Here is a 19,856-nt window from a genome sequence, read left to right as displayed (position 1 = left end):
AGTCATGCTGTGGCGGCATTCTCATTTCTGGAGTCGCGCATGAAGCGAGAGCAAGTACGGGAACGGCATGCAGAGGGCCTTATCTCTGCCACGCATGTGATTCAGAATCCGGCGAACTCGGGTGAGTGGATCGTGTTTTTCAAGAAGAGCGCCGGTCGCAGCTATTTTCTGGTCGACGAAAACGACGAAGTCGAATCCTTCGCCCGGCTCGACGATCTGATCGAGATCGTGCGCGGGCTCGGGATCAAGTTCGCCGAGATCCACATGTAGGGTCTATTTGCAGACCACCACCACGCTGCGGTTTTTATAGTTGCCGACATCGACCCCCAGGGTCTTGTCGCTCTCCTTGGGTGCCGGTGTGCCGTCGGTACCGACAATGCGATAACCGGTGCCCGCGCAGGAAGCATCGGCTTTTTCGTAGCAGGTGGCCCAGGAGTTGGCTTCCCCGGAGCAGTCGATACTCAAACCCTGTTCGCCGTTGTTCAGGTAGGTGGTTTGCGAGGTGGCACAGCCACCCAGGGCCAATACCGCGATCAGCGGCAGCATTTTGTTCATGTTCATAAGTGTTTCGTCTTCAGCGAGGGAGGGGCTAAACGCTCTGACAGCGCCGGAGTGAAAAGGTTATAGCTATTGGCCACTTGTTTTCATCGGGTTTGCGAGCGGCCACAAAAAAGCCCTGCGCAAGGGCAGGGCTCGGCGCGTGTCTCAACCGGTCAGTCCTGATCTTTGCCACGGCGTTTGGACGACGCAGGGGTGTCAGTGAACACCGACGCCACATCAGTCGCCAGCTGCTCGCTGTCGAAAGGCCCGGCGATGTGTTCGCCATTGGTCGTGGCCAGGTTCCACTTGCCGTCTTTCTTGTCGATCACATACCCGTTGATGATTTTTACCGCGGCCATCTATCTGTCTCGTTCGCTGGTTCAAAGGCGCCATGATACCGACAAATCCTCACATTGGGGGATGATGAGCGTAGAGTGATGCAGCGCATTTGCGTGTTTGAGCTACTCTGTTTTCGCGGGTCGAAGTTGCCAACGGAACTATCGGCGAGAATATTTCTCTATGTTGGCATCGGTTAGCCAGTGCGGGGCATTGTAAGGTGCACGCCGCCTGATTAGACTGCGCCGAAACTCGTACACACAGCCCTTTCAAGGACTTATATGATCAAGAAATGCTTGTTCCCAGCAGCCGGTTACGGTACTCGCTTCCTGCCAGCGACTAAAGCCATGCCCAAAGAAATGCTGCCGGTGGTAAACAAGCCACTGATCCAGTACGGCGTTGAAGAAGCTCTGGACGCTGGCCTGACTGAAATCTCGATCGTGACCGGTCGTGGCAAGCGCGCTCTGGAAGACCACTTCGACATCAGCTATGAGCTGGAAAACCAGATCAAGGGCACCGACAAGGAAAAATACCTGGTCGGCATCCGCAAGCTGCTCGATGAGTGCTCGTTCTCCTATACCCGTCAGACCGAAATGAAAGGTCTGGGCCACGCGATCCTCACCGGTCGCCCGCTGATCGGTGACGAACCCTTCGCCGTGGTACTGGCGGACGACCTGTGCGTCAACCTCGAAGGCGACGGCGTACTGACCCAGATGGTCAAGCTGTACAAGCAGTTCCGCTGCTCGATCATCGCCATTCAGGAAGTCGACCCGCAGGAAACCAGCAAGTACGGCGTGATCGCCGGCGAGATGATCCGCGACGACATCTACCGCGTACACAGCATGGTCGAGAAGCCAAAGCCGGAAGACGCACCGTCGAACCTGGCGATCATTGGTCGTTACATCCTGACGCCGGACATCTTCGACCTGATCGAACAGACCGAGCCAGGCAAGGGCGGTGAAATCCAGATCACCGACGCCCTGATGAAGCAGGCCCAGAACGGCTGCGTCATGGCCTACAAGTTCAAGGGCAAGCGTTTTGACTGCGGTGGCGCCGAAGGCTACATCGAAGCGACCAACTTCTGCTTCGAGAACTTCTACAAGACCGGCAAGGCTTACTGATAACGCCGGATCTGCAACGCGAAGGGTGTGAAAGCACCCAAGCGAATGCACCCACAAACGCCCCGACTTGTTCGGGGCGTTTGCTTTTGTGCTGGAAAAAACCTTGGGCCTGGCGGCGCGATTGGCTGAAGCCTTCTGAGCGTGCTGGCTGCTTTTTAACGGGGGAGGGTGGCGGGCATGCTTGCTCGCTGCCCCGATTCCCTTCAGGCGGCACTGCAGGGCCCCGGGCAAACGGGCAACCGGTCCGCCCAGAACGAAAAAAGCTCCGTATCTTGCGATACGGAGCTTTTTCTTTATGCGTTACTCCGATTGCGATCTCTCGAAACCGGCGCCTTCCAGGCGGTTACTGCTGCACGACATTCGCTGCGGTGGGTTCGACCTTCTTCGGCTTCATCAGGCTGAAGTCGATCAGGGCGCGCTGCTCGCGTTCGTACGGGTTGCCGATCATCAGCGGACGCGGTTTGAAGCTGTCGCTGACCAGGCTCTTGCTGCGGTCCAGTTCATCGAAACTCAAACCGGCCATGTCTGCCCAAGTGTGGATCAGATGCGAGCTGCTGTACGGCCGGCTCAGGTCGGCGGCAAAGTTCCAGTCATGGTTCTCGCGCCATTTCGGCGATGCCCAGGCCATGAACGGGATGGTGTACATCGGTGCCGTCGGTTTGTTCTCGTTACGGCCGAGGGTGTTGTGGCCGACCGAGTCAAACACATCTTCACCGTGGTCGGAGAGGTACAGCAGGAAACCATTCGGATCGGACTTGGCGTAGTCCTTGATCAGGCTCGATACCACGAAATCGTTGTACAGCACGGCGTTGTCGTAGCTGTTGTAGGTCGGCACCTGATCGTCACGCACACCGGCCGGCACGCCGGTACGGTCCTGGAACTTGTCGAAGGTCGGCGGATAGCGGTACTGATAGCTCATGTGCGTGCCGAGCAGATGCACGACGATCAACTTGCGCTGCGCCGGGTCGCTCAGCGCCTTGTTGAACGGCTCAATTACGTCACCGTCGTACTGCGCGGCGTTCTGGTTGCGGTTGTTGTTCAGGTACACCTGCTCGTCGGCCTGTTCGGAGAAGGTCGTGAGCATGGTGTTGCGCTTGGTCATGGTCTGCTGGTTGGTGATCCAGAAGGTCTTGTAGCCGGCCTGTTTCATCATGCTGACCAGTGACGGCGTGGACAGGTATAAGTCCGGATTTTCTTCGTCGGCGAAGGTCAGCACCTGCTGCAACGCCTCAATGGTATACGGGCGCGGAGTGATGACGTTGTCGAACACCGCGAGCTGATCCTTGAGTTTGTCCAGTTCCGGCGTGGTCTTGCGGCCATAGCCATACAGGCTCATACGCTGGCGGTTGGTCGATTCGCCGATCACCAGCACCAGCGTCGACGGTTTATCCGCGTCGGCAGCCTTGAGGTTATGCAGCGGCGGGACCTTGCTTGCACTGTGCAGCATGTCCTGCATGCCGGCCAGAGTGTCGAGGTATCGGTGGTAAGCCACGGCCATTTGCCAAGGCACCGCCGGCTCGATGCGGTCTTCGAACTTCTCGAAGCCGCCGGCGAAACTGCCGGTGCGCTGGGTCTGCTTGATCAGCGGATAGCCGACCACGGCAATCAGGATTGCCAGCGCCGCAACGTAGGCGCGGCCACGGGGCATGTACACCGGGCGCAGGCGTGTCCAGAGAAAGTAGGCGAAAGCGGTATGCGCGAGGAACGCCGGGATCATCCACCAGGCAAAGTACTGGGTCATGTACTCGCCGGCTTCCGACACGTTCGACTCGAACATGATGAAGATGACGCTTTGCGAGAACTCCTGCTGATAGATGAAGAAGTAGCCCAGGCTGGCCATGGAACAGGCCCACAGGACGATACCGATCAGCGCAGCCAGCAGTTTGGTGCGTTTGGGAAACGCCAGCATCGGGGCGAGCCACAGCGCACTCATCACGAAGGCCTGACGGAAACCGCTGAAACCGGAGGTGCCGGTCAGTTGGATCAACAGTTGGGTGATGCCCGAGAAGTACCAGAAAAAAGCAAAGAGCCAGAGAACCCCGGCCCAGTCGAAACCTGTCGCAGTCGTTTTGCTGCGTTTGAACAATGCCATTCAGCACTCCAGCTCATCGTCACTAACCACCGCCGGAACACTACATCAAACCGACGAACGGAAGCCGCGCGCAAACGCACGGCCAGAATGGGCGCGAGTATCACGAACGCAATGTGAAAACTTCGTTAGTTGCTGATTGCTGGCGGGAGCGGATCATGACGGGAACGACAGGCGCCGTTCCCGAAGCTGGCGGGGCAGGTCAGGCGTGCGGTTGACGCTGGACAACCGGCAGAGGTTTGGGCTGAGCGCCCTGGGTCAGCGAGCGCAATTGCGCCAGCTCCTGCTTCAACTGGTCGCGCTCGTCCTTCAACTGGCGCAATTCATCGCGACGGATCGTGACATACAGGGTTTGTGGCGGCATTGCTGTGTGTACTGTGCCCATTGCTCACCTCGCAAATGGCGTGTCTCAACTGCAGATTGTCCCGGTGCCGGGCTACAGATCTGCTATCGGCGCCAATTTTGATTTCTTTTGCCCGTGAATGGAACTTTTTTATTTTTCATGGTCGGTGTGTCTTCGGCATGATTCGGGGCGTTATCAGTCTGGATCGGGCACAATGCCCGGAAACTTCGGCCCGACGCTCTGGACTAACCTCCATTAGTCGCGTTGGGCTATAACCAATGACACACATTTATTTGTAGTAAGGAGCATCAGCACATGCAACTCGGGATTATTGGACTGGGCCGCATGGGCGGCAATATTGCGCGGCGTCTGATGCTCAACGGTCACACCACCGTTGTTTACGACCGCAATACCGCCTTTGTCGACACCCTGGCCGCCGAGGGCGCCACGGGCGTTGCCGATCTGCCTGCGCTGGTCGCCGGCCTGGCCAAGCCACGTGCCGTGTGGGTCATGCTGCCGGCCGGTGCGCCGACCGAAGACACCATCAACACCCTGAGCGATTTGCTGGAAGCCGGCGACACCATCATCGATGGCGGCAACACCAACTATAAGGATGACATTCGCCGGGCCAAGACCCTCGCCGAAAAAGGTCTGCACTACATCGACGTTGGCACCTCCGGCGGCGTCTGGGGCCTGGAGCGCGGTTACTGCATGATGATCGGCGGTGATGCCGAGACCGTGAACCGTCTCGACCCGCTGTTCGCCGCTCTGGCGCCGGGCATGGGCGAGATTCCGCGCACCAAGGACCGCAAGTCCGAGGATCACCGCGCCGAGCACGGCTACATCCACGCCGGTCCCGCCGGTGCCGGGCACTTCGTGAAGATGATTCACAACGGCATCGAGTACGGCATGATGGCTGCCTTCGCCGAGGGCTTCGACATCCTCAAGACCAAATCCAGCGAGCGCCTGCCGGAAGATCAGCGTTTCGACCTGAACGTGGCCGACATCGCTGAAGTCTGGCGTCGTGGCAGCGTCGTATCCTCTTGGCTGCTCGACCTGACCGCCGACGCGCTGGCCAGCGATCCGAAGCTCGACGGATTTTCCGGTTCGGTGGCGGACAGCGGCGAAGGTCAATGGACCATCGAAGCGGCCATGGAGCAAGCGGTGCCGGTTCCGGTGCTGTCGAACTCGCTGTTCTCGCGCTACCGCTCGCGTGGCCAGGGCACCTTTGGCGACAAGATCCTCTCGGCCCAGCGCTTCGGCTTCGGCGGCCACGTGGAGACACCGAAGAAATGACCCAAACGATCCGCAGAAAATCCAAGGCAGAACCCGCACCACCGACCACGCTATTTTTGTTCGGTGCCCACGGCGACCTGGTCAAGCGCTTGCTGATGCCGGCGCTGTACAACCTCAGTCGCGACGGCTTGCTTGACGAGAATCTGCGGATCGTCGGCGTTGACCACAACGCCATTACCGATGAGGCCTTCGCGCAAAAACTCGAAGACTTCATCCGTACCGAAGTGGCGGCGAAGGTCGGCAAGGGCGATCAGATGCTTGATCCGGCCTTGTGGGCCAAGCTCGCCAAAGGTATCAGCTACGTCCAGGGCGATTTCCTGGATGACAGCACCTATTCCGCGCTGGCGGCAAAAATCGCCGACAGTGGCACGGGCAACGCGGTGTTCTACCTGGCCACCGCGCCACGTTTTTTCAGTGAAGTGGTACGCCGCCTCGGCGCCGCCAAACTGCTGGAAGAAACCCCCGAAGCGTTCAGAAGGGTGGTGATCGAGAAACCGTTCGGTTCCGACCTGCACACTGCCGAAGCCTTGAACGCCTGCCTGCTCAAGGTCATGTCCGAGAAACAGATCTATCGGATCGACCATTATCTGGGCAAGGAAACCGTGCAGAACATTCTGGTCAGCCGGTTCTCCAACAGCTTGTTCGAAGCGTTCTGGAACAACCATTACATCGACCACGTGCAAATCACCGCCGCGGAAACCGTCGGCGTTGAAACCCGTGGCAGTTTTTACGAACACACCGGTGCGCTGCGCGACATGGTGCCCAATCATCTGTTCCAGTTGTTGGCGATGGTTGCCATGGAGCCGCCGGCTGCGTTTGGCGCTGACGCCGTGCGCGGTGAAAAGGCCAAAGTGGTCGGCGCGATCCGCCCGTGGAGCGTCGAAGAGGCACGGGCCAATTCGGTACGCGGTCAATACAGCGCCGGCGAAGTCGATGGCAAAGCGTTGAATGGCTATCGCCAGGAAGCCAACGTGTCGCCTGACAGCAACACCGAAACCTACGTCGCGTTGAAAGTCATGATCGACAACTGGCGCTGGGTTGGCGTGCCGTTCTACCTGCGCACCGGCAAACGCATGAGCGTGCGCGACACCGAAATCGTCATCTGCTTCAAACCGGCGCCGTATGCGCAGTTCCGCGACACCGAAGTCGATGAACTGCAGCCGACGTATCTGCGTATCCAGATCCAGCCCAACGAAGGCATGTGGTTCGACCTGCTGGCCAAACGGCCGGGGCCGGCGTTGAACATGGCCAACATCGAGCTGGGGTTCGCGTACAAGGATTTCTTCGAAATGCAGCCATCCACCGGTTACGAAACGCTGATCTACGACTGCCTGACCGGCGACCAGACGCTGTTCCAGCGCGCCGACAACATCGAGAACGGCTGGCGCGCAGTGCAACCGTTCCTTGATGCCTGGCAGCAGGACGCGAGCGTCCAGACATACGCCGCCGGGGAAGACGGTCCACAAGCTGCCAACGATCTGCTGACTCGCGATGGTCGCGTCTGGCATGGCCTGGGATGAGGGAGTCGATCCGTTTTTTTATTGAGTGACATGGACGGCACGCTGTTGCTGCCCGATCACAGCCTGAGTCAGCGCACCATTGATGCAGTGCGTTCGCTGCGCGAGGCGGGTGTGTTGTTCAGCCTGGCCACCGGACGCCCACCCAAGGCCATGTTGCAGCAGATCGAAGCCTTGGGGGTCGACCTGCCGACCGCCGCGTTCAATGGCGGCACCATCGTCAATCCGGACGGCAGCGTGTTGGTGGCGCATTACCTGCCGGTGCCGACGGCGTTGATTGCTTTGGCGTTGTTCGCCGACCAGCCGGAAGTGGAAATCTGGGTGTTCAGCGGTGGCGACTGGCTGCTCAAGGATCCGCACGGGCCGATGGTGCCGCGCGAACAGCACGGCCTCGGTTATCCGCCGGTGGTGGTCGAGAGTTTCGAGCCGTATCTGGAGCGCATCGACAAGATCGTCGCGACCAGCAACAACACGGATTTGCTGATTGAACTTGAGGCGCGCCTGCTGCCCAAGGTCAACGGCATGGCTCAGGTCTCGCGTTCGCAACCGGTTTATCTGGACGTGACGGCGCTGGAGGCCAACAAGGGCACCGCGCTGTCGACGATTGCTGCGCATCTGGGCATCCCGCTGGAGCAGACGGCGGCGATTGGCGATGGCGGTAACGACCCGGCGATGTTCCATTGCGCGGGATTGTCGATAGCCATGGGGCAGGCGGAAGAGGCAGTGAAGCGTCAGGCTGATGTGGTGACTGCGCCAAACACCCAAGATGGCGTAGCCCTGGCGATCGAGAAGTACATCCTCAAGTAACATTTGTAGGAGCTGCCGCAGGCAGCGATCTTTTGATCTTGTTTTTTTATGCAGCAAGATCGACAGATCGCAGCCTTCGGCAGCTCCTGCATGAGGTTGTTGTCAGAGCCAGTAGCTGACAGCGTACCAGCCCAGCAAGCCCATCACCACGGTGTATGGCAATGCCATCCACACCATCCGCCCGTACGACAGGCGTACCAGCGGGGCAATCGCCGAGGTCAGCAGGAACAGGAACGCAGCCTGACCGTTTGGCGTCGCCACGCTCGGCAGGTTGGTGCCGGTGTTGATCGCGATGGCCAGCGTCTCGAAATGCTCGCGGCTCATGTGCCCGGACAGGAAAGCCTGTTTCACTTCGGTGATGTAGATCGTGGCGACGAACACGTTATCGCTGATCGCCGAGAGCAGACCGTTGGCAATGAACAGCATGCCCGGCTGTTGCTCCGCCGGCAGTGCCAGCACCCACTGGATCAGCGGCGCGAACAGTTGTTGATCGTGAATCACTGCCACCACGGCAAAAAACACCACCAGCAACGCGGTGAACGGCATGGCGTCCTTGAATGCGTTGCCCAGACGGTGTTCGTCGGTGATGCCGGTAAACGCGGTGATCAACACGATCACCATCAGGCCGATCAAGCCAACCTCGGCAACGTGAAACGCCAGGCAGCCAATCAGAATCAACGCAGCAGTGCCTTGCACCAGCAGCGCGGCACGCTGACGTGGAGTGCGTTCGGCGTCATCTTCGGCGGCGTAATTGGCCAGCACGGCGCGGACGTTGTCCGGCAGCAGGGTGCCATAGCCAAACCAGCGCAGTTTTTCCAGCAGTACGCAGGTCGCCAGCCCGGCCACCAGCACCGGCAACGAGACCGGCGCGACTTTCTGGAAAAATGCCGCGAAGTGCCAACCCATCTCATGGCCGATCAACAGGTTCTGCGGTTCGCCCACCAAGGTGCAGACGCCACCGAGTGCGGTGCCCACAGCGCCATGCATTAGCAGGCTGCGCAGAAACGCCCGAAACTGTTCCAGGTCGTCATGGTGCAGCACCGGCAAGTGTCGGTCGTCGCTGAACTCGCTTTCCTGACGCGGATCGTTGCCCGAGGCCACACGGTGGTAAACCGAATAGAAGCCGACGGCGGCGCTGATGATCACCGCCGTCACAGTCAGGGCATCGAGAAACGCCGACAGAAACGCCGAGAGGAAGCAGAACATCAGCGCCAGAATCGCCTTGGAGCGTACGCCCAGCAGCAGCCGCGAGAACAGAAACAGCAGCAGATCCTTCATGAAGTAAATGCCGGCGACCATGAACATCAGCAACAGGATCACCGGGAAGTTGTGCACCAACTCATCGTATAGCGCCTGCGGCGTGGTCATCTTCAGCAGCAGGGCTTCAATCAACAACAAGCCGCCGGGCATCAACGGATAGCACTTGAGGGCCATGGCCAGTGTGAAAATGAATTCGATCACCAGCAGCCAGCCAGCGGCGACCGGTCCGACGGTAAATAGCACCACGGCATTGAGGATCAGGAAGCGACGATGCTCGCCTTGTACCAGCGGGGCGAGTGCCCGAGGAAATTATGCGCGAAGGCCTGGGCCAGTGAACCGGACATCGGTTGCTCCTTGTATTAAGAAGCGCGCAAAGTGCCGCAAGTGACTGGCAAGTTCAAGTCTCGGGGGATTATTGATTCATATAGCGGGCAATCATGGCCCGGTAGTTGCCGTCCAGAGAATAGCCGCCGACCAGGATGTGTCCATCGGCCTGCACCGCCAGTGAGTTGGCGATATCCAGGCTGCGTCCCAGTCGCGTGCGCAACCAGCCGTGGCCGTTACCGAACTCGCGGTCGAGTTGGCCGTCGGGCAGGTAGCGCGCAACGATGAAATCGGCCTCGATACCGCCAATCGTCGCGCCCACCGCAATGATGCGGCCATCGGTCATGCACTGCGCCGCGCTCCACTGGCAGCCACTGGGGCCGATCTCCAGCAGATGCGGGTGGCCGGCATGGTTGCGCAACTCCGGGCGACCGTTGGGGTGCAGGCTCAGCGCCATGCAGCGGATCGGGTCGCGGCTGCTGCCAAAGCAATGCAGATGCTCCATCGAATGCAGCACCTGACTGACCATCGCGCTTTGTCCGTGGGCCTTGAAGGCGAGGAAACCGTCCACCGCAAAGCGCTCATCCAGACGTCCGTCGGGCAGATAACGTGCCACCAGACCTTCCTGAGGAAAGTCAATGGCGCCGGCAACGATGATGCGCCCATCCTCTTGCAGCAGCAGGCTGTTGAGCCAGGTGTTGAGCAGCAGGTGACGGATCATCACGAAACCACGGCCATTGAAGCCGGGATCGAGGGTGCCGTCTGGAGTCAGACGAATCAGCATGCCGGCATGGTCGGCCAATTCGAAGTGGTGATTGGCAATCAGCAGAATGTGCCCGTCGTCCTGCACCGCGAAGTCGCACGCTTCGGCCCCCGGCACTCCGGGCGGAAGCCAGCTATCCCGAGACCCGACGGACAGGTCGCCCGGCAGGCGCACGACTTGTCGACCATTGTCGCCAAACGATGGGTCAGGCAAGCCGTCAGCCGTGAATCGGGCGCAGGCGGGCAGGGTACGGTGAGCGTTCTCATAATGCAGGCCGGCCAGCAGAATGCGTCCGTCTGGCAACACTTGCACCTTGGCACCCATGGCTTCGAATCCGGGGGCGAATTCGCCGATCACGCTGCCTTGAGCGCCGAAGCCGAGATCGGCAGAACCGTCGGGAAGCATTCGCGCCAACCCGAAACGGCTGCCTGCGGCAGTGCCAATCTTGGCAGCCACCAACACCCGGCCTTGTGGATCGAGGGCCAGGCCTTGAGTCATGCTCGACACGTTGCCGGCGAAATACACTTGGGCAATGCCGGAGTGGGCAAAATCTCTGTCGAGTTGCCCGGCGTGAGTCTTTGACGGCGGGAGCGCAACGGCGTTCTCGGGTGACATGCATGCTTCTCCTTGCAAGTTGACCAGGCCCGGATCGGGTGGGTAACCGCATGAGCGAAACATTCAATCCCTGAATACGCCGAAGTACAACTGACATAACTAACAGGTGGAGGGTCGCACTGTGCCAGAACAGTGTCTTTTTGAACCAAATGAAAGCCTGCCAAGCAGTGTCGCCTGACGCTTTAAAGAAAGTTGTACAAACGTACTGGAGATAAACAGCAACAGATAAATAAAAAGAGCAGGGCGGACGACTGGATGTCGTCCGCATTACCTTCTGATCAGTGCGGCATCGACCACGATTGCAACAGGTAACCTTCTTCGCTCAGTTCGGCGCGTGCCTGCTGCAGCAGTTGTTCCAGCTGCGCCGGGTCGGAGTAAGCGCTGCTTGGAATCTGCTTGCGGCCGATATGCGAGTTGGTACGGTCGATGACGGTCAGGTTCAGTTCGCCGTTGCCGTCTTGTGGGGCCCAGGCCACGCACTGGAAAGGTTTAAATGCGTGGTTGGCAATCAAAAGAGCTTCGTTGATACGGAGCGGGGCGGTCATGGGGTCTTCTCTCTGTCGTGCCCAATCAAGTGATGTGCCGTCGGTTGGGCTTACCGTTCGGCTGGTTACTTGTACTGATGCACGCAACCCCGAAGCAGGTCACACACGAAACGGAGAAATTTCAACTTTATTGCTAATGCTCAGGATTTCGACAGTTTTTAAAAGCCTGGCGAAAGAGCGCAACTCGATAGCTAACTAATAACCCGGCTTCTTATAACTCTTTAGCTTGTACGCCTATAAGCAATCGATACAAGCCCCTGTCAATTTCTTGCTAATGTTACAGTCGGGTCTGCCAAATGACTGTTTTTACAATAATTTCCTCAAATTTGGCGCCAAGGAACAGTCATGATCGAAGCGCCAGCGTTACGACGTTTATTGGTAGTCGACCCCTGTGACGACTGTCACCGCCTGTTACCCGGATTGCGCGCGGTGGGCTGGGATGTCGACAGCTGTACCCTGGAAAATGCCGCCGATCGGCCATGCGACGTCGGCCTGCTCAGATTGCAACCCTTTCACCTCGAGCGCCCGGAAGCTGTCAAGGAACTGATCAGCCGCAGCGGCACCGAGTGGATCGCGGTGCTGAATCAGGAGGTCCTGCGGTTGCAGAACGTTGGCGACTTCGTCTGCGAATGGTTTTTCGATTTCCATACATTGCCGTTCGATGTCTCGCGGGTCCAGGTGACCCTTGGGCGCGCGTTCGGCATGGCGCGTTTGCGTGGACAAGGCACGATTCACGTCGATCAGCCGGAACACGAGTTGCTCGGCGACAGCAAGCCGATCCGCGAGCTGCGAAAACTGTTGAGCAAACTGGCGCCGACCGAGTCCCCGGTATTGATCCGCGGTGAAAGCGGTACCGGCAAAGAACTGGTCGCGCGCACGCTGCACCGCCAGTCCCAGCGCCACAGCAAGCCGTTTGTGGCGATCAATTGCGGGGCGATTCCCGAACACTTGATTCAGTCCGAACTGTTTGGCCACGAAAAAGGTGCCTTTACCGGTGCCCATCAGCGCAAGGTCGGGCGCATCGAAGCGGCCAACGGTGGCACGCTGTTTCTCGATGAAATCGGCGATTTGCCGCTGGAATTGCAGGCCAATCTGCTGCGTTTCCTGCAGGAGAAACACATTGAGCGTGTCGGTGGCAGCCAGCCGATTCCGGTGGATGTGCGCGTCCTCGCGGCCACCCACGTCGACCTGGAAGCCGCCATCGAGAAAAAACGCTTTCGCGAAGACCTGTATTACCGCCTCAATGTGCTGCAAGTGGTAACCGCGCCATTACGCGAGCGACACGGTGATCTGTCGATGCTGGCCAACCACTTTTCTCATTTCTACAGCCATGAAACCGGCCGCCGTCCACGCAGCTTCAGCGAGGATGCGTTGATCGCCATGGGCAAGCACGACTGGCCGGGTAATGTGCGCGAGCTGGCCAACCGCGTGCGACGGGGTCTGGTGCTGGCGGAGGGGCGGCAAATTGAAGCCCGGGATCTGGGGTTGATCAGTCAGCACTCAGTCTCCACGCCGATGGGCACGCTTGAAGACTACAAGACCCGGGCCGAACGCCAGGCCTTGTGCGATGTATTGAACCGGCACAGCGACAACCTCAGCGTCGCAGCGAAAGTGCTTGGGGTCTCCCGGCCAACGTTTTATCGCCTGCTGCACAAACATCAGATTCGCTAGAAACCAAAGATCAAAAGATCGCAGCCTGCGACGACTCCTACAGTTGTAATCCCCTGTAGGAGCTGCCCGCAGGCTGCGATCTTTCGCTTTAGAAGTAGTACGGGAATTTCAGGCTGAAGGAGAAGTCCGGGGCATCCGGGGTCATGCCGATCGACAGGTTGGGTACGATGGTGAGGTTATCCGTGGCGGCAATGGTCATGCCGACGTTGAAGTAACCCGCGTTGGCGTCACTGGACACCACCGATTGCCAATCCCCGCCATCGGGTTTGAGTTTGCTGCGGCGTTGCACCAGATCAGACATCGAAAACGACATACTCATCTTTTCGTTGAGTGCAAACGCGATACCGGCGCCGATCTGGAAGCTGTCGCCAATGCTGACCTTGCCTGGCGTTTTCTGATTGACGGTGGCACTGATGTCGTCAAACGACTCCTCCAGGTTGTGGGTGTAGGACAGGCTGCCGAACAACACCGCCGGGTCGAACGTCTTGACCAGCGAAACCCCGGGAGTGATCGACCAGACGCCGTTACCGGTGGGCAAGGTATCAGGCACGAACAGGTTGGAGTTGGCATCGGTCTGGCGCAATTTGATCCCGAACGGATCCTTGCCGGTTGGCGCCTTGACTCGCAGGGTGACCACGGCGTCCGGGGTGTTGACCGACTCGTCGAGGAACTTGTAGGCGATACCGAAGTTGACGTCGCCGATGGTTGGATCACGCGAAACATCCTGTTCCGTCGTGACGTTCGATGCACCACCGTTGCCGCCACCGGACTGGTAGGTCGACTCGCGGTAAACCACCGGTACGTTGACGTCGAACTGCCAGCGGTTGTCGAAGTTGTAGCGGCCGGTCAGGTCCAACGTCCAGGTGTCGGCCTTGATCCGGTCGAGGTTGATGTTGCCGAGAAAGATCGAGTCCAGTGCGAGGAAGCCGTTGAGGATCAGCTGCCGGGTGTCGTAACGCGAGTAGGTCACACCGGTTTCAAAGCTGAATTTGCCGCCGCCGAAGAAGCCGCTGGCCTCGTCGTAGAGGTTGGACACACTCTGTGCCGGTTGCGAATCGTCGGCCAGCGACTGGCCATAAGAAAGCCCCACTGCCCCCCGCTGCGCCCCCCGACGCTGCTGCCGCCCCAGTCCCGGGCGCGCCGGTGCTGGTAGCGACTCTTGGATTGCCTTTCATGTCAGACGGCGACTTGGCCAGCCGTTTGGGTTGTGGGGCTGCCGGTTGATCCTCGACCTGACGGACCCGTTGTTCGAGCACCGCCAGGGCCTTTTGTTGTACTTCGTATCGTTGCTTCAGCTCCAGAAGTTCCTGTTTCAGGGTCTCCACATCTGCGTCGGGTGCTGCTTGCAGCATCGCCGCAGGTAGAAGAGTACTCAAACATACAGCGGCACGCAGTGATACTGATCGATACATGAATAAGCCGTCCCTTTAAGCCCAATGATCGAGACTCAGCGTAGTTCAATATCCGATATTGCGTAGTGCCCTGAGTTGAGTCAGGTTGCAGTCCAGTGCGCCGGGGCTGATGCCGTTATTGTTAAGTACAACATTGAGTTGGGTCATGTTGTTGACCACGTTGGCGCTGCCCAGCAGGCGCGTGTTCTGCAGCAGGCCGCCCTGGGCGATTTGTTGCAGGGCGGTGCCCTGATTTCCCGAGGCCTGGATCGCCATTTGCACGCCACTGCTGCTGGCCGAAACGGCGACGTTGCCAGCGGCATTGCTGGCACCGATGGTTTGCCCGGCAATCAGGGCCTGACCTTGTGCGGGGGCCAGTGGAGGAGGGGTGTTGGCCTCTTTCACGTTGATCGCCACATTGTTGTTGGCGGTGTTGCCGTCGCCGGCGGCGCGTACGCTCTGGGTCACGCCCTGGGTGCTGTTGAGTGCCGCACCACCAATGACATTGCCAGTACCCGGCGTCGGGGTGCTGCCGTTGCCCTGTTCCTTGATGGTCGAGACATAAAATTCCGGTTTGATCGTGGCGGCCTGGATTTGCATCGACGTCGCAGCGCCGATCAGATCACCGCTGGCGTTGCGCCAGGTACTGCTCATGACAATGCCGAAGCTGATGATCCGCCCCGGCATGACGTAACGACCCCGAAGCTGTGACAGCTCCTGATCCTGGATTTCGATAGGTTTGAACCCTGCATTGGCGTAGCCTGACGCGCTCGCTGCCAGGCAGGCGGCGGCCAGCCAGTATGAGGTTTTCATCTGCTGCTCCCGGGACATCCAGCCCCATTCTTTATAATCGGCGATTAAAAGAAGTCGCTCTGTATGAACCCGAAGTCCATCAATTCAGCATCTTTGACAGGGTTGAAGTTATCCAGCTTGTTCTTGGCCGTCAGCGGAGTCGGTGGTGTGCGCAATGCATTGGTTTTGTCATAACCGGGGCCGACGATGGCGAAGACGATGCCGTTCCAACCTTTGACAAAGTCATCATGGGCGTAGCGTTTGTGGCCTAAGACGGGATCTCCGATGTAAACCCAATCCTTGTCCGAACGCTGCAGTACCACGAAATGCTTGTAGCCGCGAATTTCCAACAGTACCACCACCGGGATTGTGACTGCGTCGAGCTTCTCCGGTGGAATCTTGTAACCCCTGGCGCGCATGCCGATGCTTTCTACGTAGCGCTTCATGTCCAGCATGGAAAAACCCTGAGTGCGAACAAGGTCCTGGTCGGCATTGACCAGCATGCCTTTGATGATGTGCTCCTCATCGACGTCGAGCCAATAGGCCTGGCGTAATACCGTGGCCAGTGCGGCGGCGCCGCAGCTGAAATCGGTTTTCTGTTCGACAATGTCGGCAAACTTGCGCTCACGGATGCTTTGCACGTTTTTGTAGACGAGTACGCCGCCGGGCAGGGCAGCGACGGGCATCTGGGCAGCCTGGGTCAGGCCGGACAGGCAAAGCAGGGCGATAAAGGCAGTCTTACGCATGATCGATACGCCTTTGCGGACTGAGGAAAAGCCCCGTTTCCGGGGCTTTCGTTTCGATCGCGATTACATGCAGGCTTTGCAACCTGCAGCGATGGACAGCGAGTTGCTTTGTTGGTTGCCCACACCGGCAGCGTTGTTGAAGCCACCGTTACCCGACCAGTTGTTGCCTACGTTGGTCATGCTGGCGTTGTTGGTAACAGGGTTTTTCCAGCCGTCTGGGGTCAGCACTTGTTGAGTGGTCACACCTGCCAGGCCGAAGGCACCCACAGCCTGGAAGGTAGCTTTTTGATCTTTGCTACCGCCATTGCCGCCATGACCTCTGTCGTCATTGCCATAACCGCCACCGCTGTGACCGTGATCGTCATCTTTGATGGTGGCTGTGCCCACTGCGCCGAATACGCCGACGGCGGCGACGGTGCCAGTGAGGGTATCTTTCTTGTAGGTCTGAGTGCCGTTGTTGCCGACTTGCAGACCGGTAGTGCTTTGGTTGGCGGCGGCAGCGGCTTGCGCTACACGACCACCGGACACTGCGATTGCCAGGTTGTTTTTCTGTTGGTTGAAGTTGCCGGCAGCGTTGTTCACGCCGATGTTACCCGAGCCACTGTTGCCGACGTTGTTCATGCCGGCGTTGTTAGTGGTGGAGTAGTTGCCAACGGTGTTGTTGCTGTTGACTTGAGTGGCGCTGGAAGCGGACACCGCAGAGCCGAAGATGAAGCTCTCGTCGGCGGTTGCCAGTGCAGCGGCGTTGTCTTGCTGGTTGCCGTCACCGGCCACGTTGTTTGCGCCGACGTTACCGTTGGCGCCGTTCAGCGAGCCGCTGATGCCGGCGTTGTTTTGAGTGCCCTGGTTCAGGACGGTGTTGTCGGCGTTGTTCTGCACGTCGAGTACTGCAGCACCGGCACCTGCGCCGATTTGCAGCAGTTCTTCCAGGGTAGGGCCTTTTGGTGGAGGAGGGTTGTGACCGTGACCACCATTGTTACCATGATCATTACCGCCTGCTTGAGCCGCCATTGCCATTACTGCTGCAAGAGCGAAAACCAGTGGTTTGAGAGCCATTGTAGTTTTCATGGTGTTTCTCCATCGTGCTTATTAGTTGGTTAAGTGTTGGTACTTTCTAATTGCACTGCTTTTGTTGTTTGGGTCAGTCAGCGACCCGGATGCTCAGGGTGTTAGCCATACGGTTCCCCACCCCGGCACTCTGGTTCACCTGGATTACCCCTCGGCTGCCGGTGAAGGCCTGATCACTTGTCGTGACCTGGCGACTGCCGGGTGAGGTACCAGTTGCTCCTGAGCTCGGTAAAAGCGCCACGTTCTGTTGCGACAGGGCGCTGTCGTCAACGCTTTGCGGGGCAGCACTGATGCTGACGCGCGTCACGTTGGCCATCTGGTTGTTGGCCCCGGCCCCCTGGTTCACGCCCAGGATTCCGTTGCCATTGCTGAAAGAGGTGCCGCCAATGGTGGCGCTGGCGTTCATCGACGGGTTGGCCGGGGTATCCAGCTTTTGCCTGACGATGGTTGTGGCGCTGGCGTTGGTGCCGATGGCGATCGCTTTAGTATTGGTCTGTTGCATCTGGTCGCCAGCGGCCTGGTTGACGTTGAAGTTGCCGCGGTACTGCACACCGGTGTCCTGAATGTCGGCGTTGTTGACTGAACCGGGCTCGGCGGCCATGACGCTGGCGCAGCCGAAGAGAGCAAGCAGCAGCAGGGAACGATTCATCTCATTGACCTCCAGCCATGCGGGTCAGCGGGGCCAGACCGGTACTCAACGAGCGATTGATCGTGTTGGAGATCGCGCCGCCACCACCGCCACCATGGCCGGCACTCATGCCCGGCAGGCCGTTGGGGTTGGTGAGCACGTTCATGCCGGGCATGTCCGAATTCGGCGTGATCATGTTGCTGCGGATCGAAGCGCCACTGGCGACACTGGCGAACTCACCGTCACTGAGTTCGGTGCTGGTCATTGCTTGATGGATTCGATCGGAAGGGTTGGCATTGACCGTGGTTGGATACGGGTCTTTGCCACCGCTGCGTCCGATTGGAATGGGCTGGACATCGCGGTTGAGAACGATCACGCCATTGCCTTCGGCCTGAACGTTGAAACTGATGAATGTGCTGGCGGCTGATCCAATCAGCAGAAGGCAGGTCAGGCCTTTATTGATATTCCCCACGGCGGCAATTCCTTCTTCAGTGGGCTGGCTCTTGTCAGCGTTGGGAAGGAGAGAGCGAAAGCTGTGCCGCTTTTGAGTTGTTGTTGATTTTCAACGGGTTGGCGCTGGGCCGCACAGGGTTGATACAAAAGCTGTTTCAACGCTGAAACAGTCGTGCAGACGCCCACCGGTTCCATGGCGGCGCAAAGCTCTGGGACAAGGGTTTGCCGGGGACTGTTTCACTGGCGAAACAGATGTCCTGACAAAATGATGAAGGCCGTTGAATTGGCCGCTTTGCGCTCAGAGAGGTGTTTCAGGAATGGACACTTTCGCCCTGAACGGAGCTATTCAATGGATCAATCAGCCAATAACCGGGCGACGGCTTCAAAAGCCTGAACGCGGCGTTGATCCCAATCGCCCTGGATGATCTGCAACGGCTGCTTGTGCTGTTCCAGCCAGTCATGGGTGGCCTGAAAGAACGCCAGGCGTGCGCTCAGTTGTGGCTGGCAACGTTGGCCGTCATCCGTCCAGTCGATCTGCTCCGGGGACAGCAGCAGGTGCAGGTCGTAATGCCGCGCCAGCAGCTCGGGTTCCAGCCATGTCGGGCAGTCGCCAAACAGGGTCTGGCTCCACAGGATATTACTCAGTAAATGGGTGTCGAGAATCAGCAATCGCGGTTGCTGCGCCCGCGCGTGATCTTCCCATTGCAACTGTCCACGGGCGATGTCGGGAATGTCGTTCAGGCAGGTATCGCGAGGATTCTGCTCCATGAACCAGCGCACGTATTCGTCCGCCCGCAGGCCGCCGAAGCGCTCCTGAAGGCCTGCGGCCAGCCAGCTCTTGCCGGTGGATTCCGGGCCGGTGAGGACAACCACCTTCATCGCTGCAACGCCGGATCGGCGCGCCATTCCCGCCAGCCTTGCACCGCAATCAGGGTGAGCAGGGCATACAGCGCGGCGGTAAGGTACAAGCCCTTATATAGAAACAGACCGACGAAAATCACATCCAGCACGAACCACAGTGCCCAGCATTGCAGGCGTTTCTGTGCCATCCAGAGTTGTGCGACAAGGCTGAAAGCAGTCAGTGCGGCATCAAGCCACGGTTGTGCGGCGTCGGTCCAGTGCGCCATGGCCGCGCCCAGCAGCAGGCTACCGAATGCGCCCACACTCAGGCCGAGCAGAATAGCGCGCCGATCCAGACGTGTGACGTCGCGTCCGTCATGCATTGTCCCGGCGCGGGTCCATTGCCACCAGCCGTAGACTTGCAGCGCGGCGTAGATCACTTGCAGCAACATGTCCGAGTACAGCTTCACGTCATAGAAAATCCAGCTGTACAGCAACACCATGACCAGGCCGATCGGCCAGCACCATGGATTCTGTTTGACCGTCAGCCACACGGCAATCACACCGAGGGCGGCGGCAAACAGTTCAAGCCCGGACATGGGGGTTCCTTGGGAGAATTGAGGAGGGAGCGGATTGTACCCAAAAACCTGTGGGAGCGAGCCTGCTCGCGAACGCGGTATGTCACCAATGCAGATGTTGACTGACATTACG

The 19,856-nt window shown here is 58.9% G+C and carries 19 protein-coding genes and 2 pseudogenes; 6 read left to right on the top strand and 15 right to left on the bottom strand.

Annotated features, from left to right (window positions below):
- The first annotated feature begins 39 nt into the window (after positions 1–39).
- Positions 40–270 (top strand): hypothetical protein, encoded by a 231-nt coding sequence (locus HT737_RS02730; protein WP_121185738.1) that lies wholly within the window; start codon positions 40–42, stop codon positions 268–270.
- Positions 271–273: 3 nt separating this feature from the next.
- Here HT737_RS02730 and HT737_RS02725 read toward each other — a convergent pair whose 3' ends face one another.
- Positions 274–561, bottom strand: coding sequence for a hypothetical protein (locus HT737_RS02725; RefSeq protein WP_131671764.1), 288 nt, complete (start codon positions 559–561; stop codon positions 274–276).
- A gap of 152 nt (positions 562–713) precedes the next feature.
- Positions 714–899, bottom strand: coding sequence for a hypothetical protein (locus HT737_RS02720; protein ID WP_182401354.1), 186 nt, complete (start codon positions 897–899; stop codon positions 714–716).
- Positions 900–1,157: 258 nt separating this feature from the next.
- Here HT737_RS02720 and galU point away from each other — a divergent pair, with 258 nt between their 5' ends.
- Complete coding sequence (galU, locus tag HT737_RS02715; protein ID WP_007912230.1) at positions 1,158–1,997, top strand: UTP--glucose-1-phosphate uridylyltransferase GalU; 840 nt, start codon at positions 1,158–1,160, stop codon at positions 1,995–1,997.
- A gap of 343 nt (positions 1,998–2,340) precedes the next feature.
- Here galU and HT737_RS02710 read toward each other — a convergent pair whose 3' ends face one another.
- Positions 2,341–4,089, bottom strand: coding sequence for a phosphoethanolamine transferase CptA (locus HT737_RS02710; protein WP_182401352.1), 1,749 nt, complete (start codon positions 4,087–4,089; stop codon positions 2,341–2,343).
- 199 nt (positions 4,090–4,288) lie between these two features.
- Positions 4,289–4,471, bottom strand: coding sequence for a DUF6026 family protein (locus HT737_RS02705; RefSeq protein ID WP_041064455.1), 183 nt, complete (start codon positions 4,469–4,471; stop codon positions 4,289–4,291).
- 249 nt (positions 4,472–4,720) lie between these two features.
- Between HT737_RS02705 and gnd the strand changes: the two genes are divergently transcribed.
- The 3 genes from gnd to HT737_RS02690 are packed head-to-tail and all read left to right on the top strand — an operon-like array spanning position 4,721 to position 8,049.
- Entirely contained in the window at positions 4,721–5,725 is a 1,005-nt protein-coding gene (gnd, locus tag HT737_RS02700) for a phosphogluconate dehydrogenase (NAD(+)-dependent, decarboxylating) (protein WP_305809626.1), read from the top strand.
- Complete coding sequence (gene zwf, locus HT737_RS02695; protein WP_182401349.1) at positions 5,722–7,245, top strand: glucose-6-phosphate dehydrogenase; 1,524 nt, start codon at positions 5,722–5,724, stop codon at positions 7,243–7,245. Before gnd ends, zwf begins: the two co-directional genes overlap by 4 nt.
- 30 nt (positions 7,246–7,275) lie before the next feature.
- Positions 7,276–8,049, top strand: coding sequence for an HAD family hydrolase (locus HT737_RS02690; protein WP_182401347.1), 774 nt, complete (start codon positions 7,276–7,278; stop codon positions 8,047–8,049).
- Between the two features lie 102 nt (positions 8,050–8,151).
- Here the strand turns inward: HT737_RS02690 and nhaB are convergent.
- The 3 genes and pseudogenes from nhaB to HT737_RS02675 all read right to left on the bottom strand — a co-directional run bounded on the left by nhaB (position 8,152) and on the right by HT737_RS02675 (position 11,556).
- Positions 8,152–9,653, bottom strand: a pseudogene (gene nhaB, locus HT737_RS02685) (sodium/proton antiporter NhaB).
- Between the two features lie 68 nt (positions 9,654–9,721).
- Positions 9,722–11,011, bottom strand: a complete 1,290-nt coding sequence (locus HT737_RS02680) for a hypothetical protein (RefSeq protein ID WP_182401345.1) — start codon at positions 11,009–11,011, stop codon at positions 9,722–9,724.
- Between the two features lie 278 nt (positions 11,012–11,289).
- Entirely contained in the window at positions 11,290–11,556 is a 267-nt protein-coding gene (locus HT737_RS02675; RefSeq protein WP_041064446.1) for a hypothetical protein, read from the bottom strand.
- A 345-nt stretch (positions 11,557–11,901) separates the two neighbouring features.
- Between HT737_RS02675 and HT737_RS02670 the strand changes: the two genes are divergently transcribed.
- Entirely contained in the window at positions 11,902–13,227 is a 1,326-nt protein-coding gene (locus HT737_RS02670) for a sigma-54 dependent transcriptional regulator (RefSeq protein WP_121185728.1), read from the top strand.
- Between the two features lie 88 nt (positions 13,228–13,315).
- Here HT737_RS02670 and HT737_RS02665 read toward each other — a convergent pair.
- The 8 genes and pseudogenes from HT737_RS02665 to pnuC form a co-directional block, all read right to left on the bottom strand.
- Positions 13,316–14,639: pseudogene (locus HT737_RS02665) on the bottom strand (hypothetical protein).
- A 45-nt stretch (positions 14,640–14,684) separates the two neighbouring features.
- Positions 14,685–15,431 carry a hypothetical protein gene (locus HT737_RS02660; protein ID WP_182401343.1) on the bottom strand — a complete coding sequence of 249 codons (747 nt, stop codon included), beginning with the start codon at positions 15,429–15,431 and terminating at the stop codon, positions 14,685–14,687.
- A gap of 44 nt (positions 15,432–15,475) precedes the next feature.
- Complete coding sequence (locus HT737_RS02655; protein WP_182401341.1) at positions 15,476–16,156, bottom strand: C39 family peptidase; 681 nt, start codon at positions 16,154–16,156, stop codon at positions 15,476–15,478.
- Positions 16,157–16,219: 63 nt separating this feature from the next.
- Positions 16,220–17,224, bottom strand: coding sequence for a heme utilization protein (locus HT737_RS02650; RefSeq protein WP_182401339.1), 1,005 nt, complete (start codon positions 17,222–17,224; stop codon positions 16,220–16,222).
- A gap of 73 nt (positions 17,225–17,297) precedes the next feature.
- On the bottom strand, positions 17,298–17,873 hold the full coding sequence (locus HT737_RS02645; protein WP_182401337.1) for an adhesin: 576 nt from the start codon (positions 17,871–17,873) through the stop codon (positions 17,298–17,300).
- 1 nt (position 17,874) lies between these two features.
- A complete protein-coding gene (locus tag HT737_RS02640) occupies positions 17,875–18,324 on the bottom strand; it encodes a hypothetical protein (protein WP_182401335.1) in 450 nt (149 codons plus the stop codon).
- Between the two features lie 335 nt (positions 18,325–18,659).
- Positions 18,660–19,184: an AAA family ATPase gene (locus HT737_RS02635; protein ID WP_182401333.1), complete on the bottom strand. Its 525-nt coding sequence runs from the start codon at positions 19,182–19,184 to the stop codon at positions 18,660–18,662.
- Positions 19,181–19,744 carry a nicotinamide riboside transporter PnuC gene (gene pnuC / locus HT737_RS02630; protein ID WP_182401331.1) on the bottom strand — a complete coding sequence of 188 codons (564 nt, stop codon included), beginning with the start codon at positions 19,742–19,744 and terminating at the stop codon, positions 19,181–19,183. Before pnuC ends, HT737_RS02635 begins: the two co-directional genes overlap by 4 nt.
- Between the last annotated feature and the right edge of the window lie 112 nt (positions 19,745–19,856).

Origin of the sequence: Pseudomonas sp. MD195_PC81_125, from assembly GCF_014060985.1 — a bacterium.
Classification (GTDB): Bacteria; Pseudomonadota; Gammaproteobacteria; order Pseudomonadales; family Pseudomonadaceae; genus Aquipseudomonas; species Aquipseudomonas parakoreensis.
Note: the sequence above shows the minus strand (reverse complement) of the source record. Positions and strands in the feature narration are given on the sequence as shown.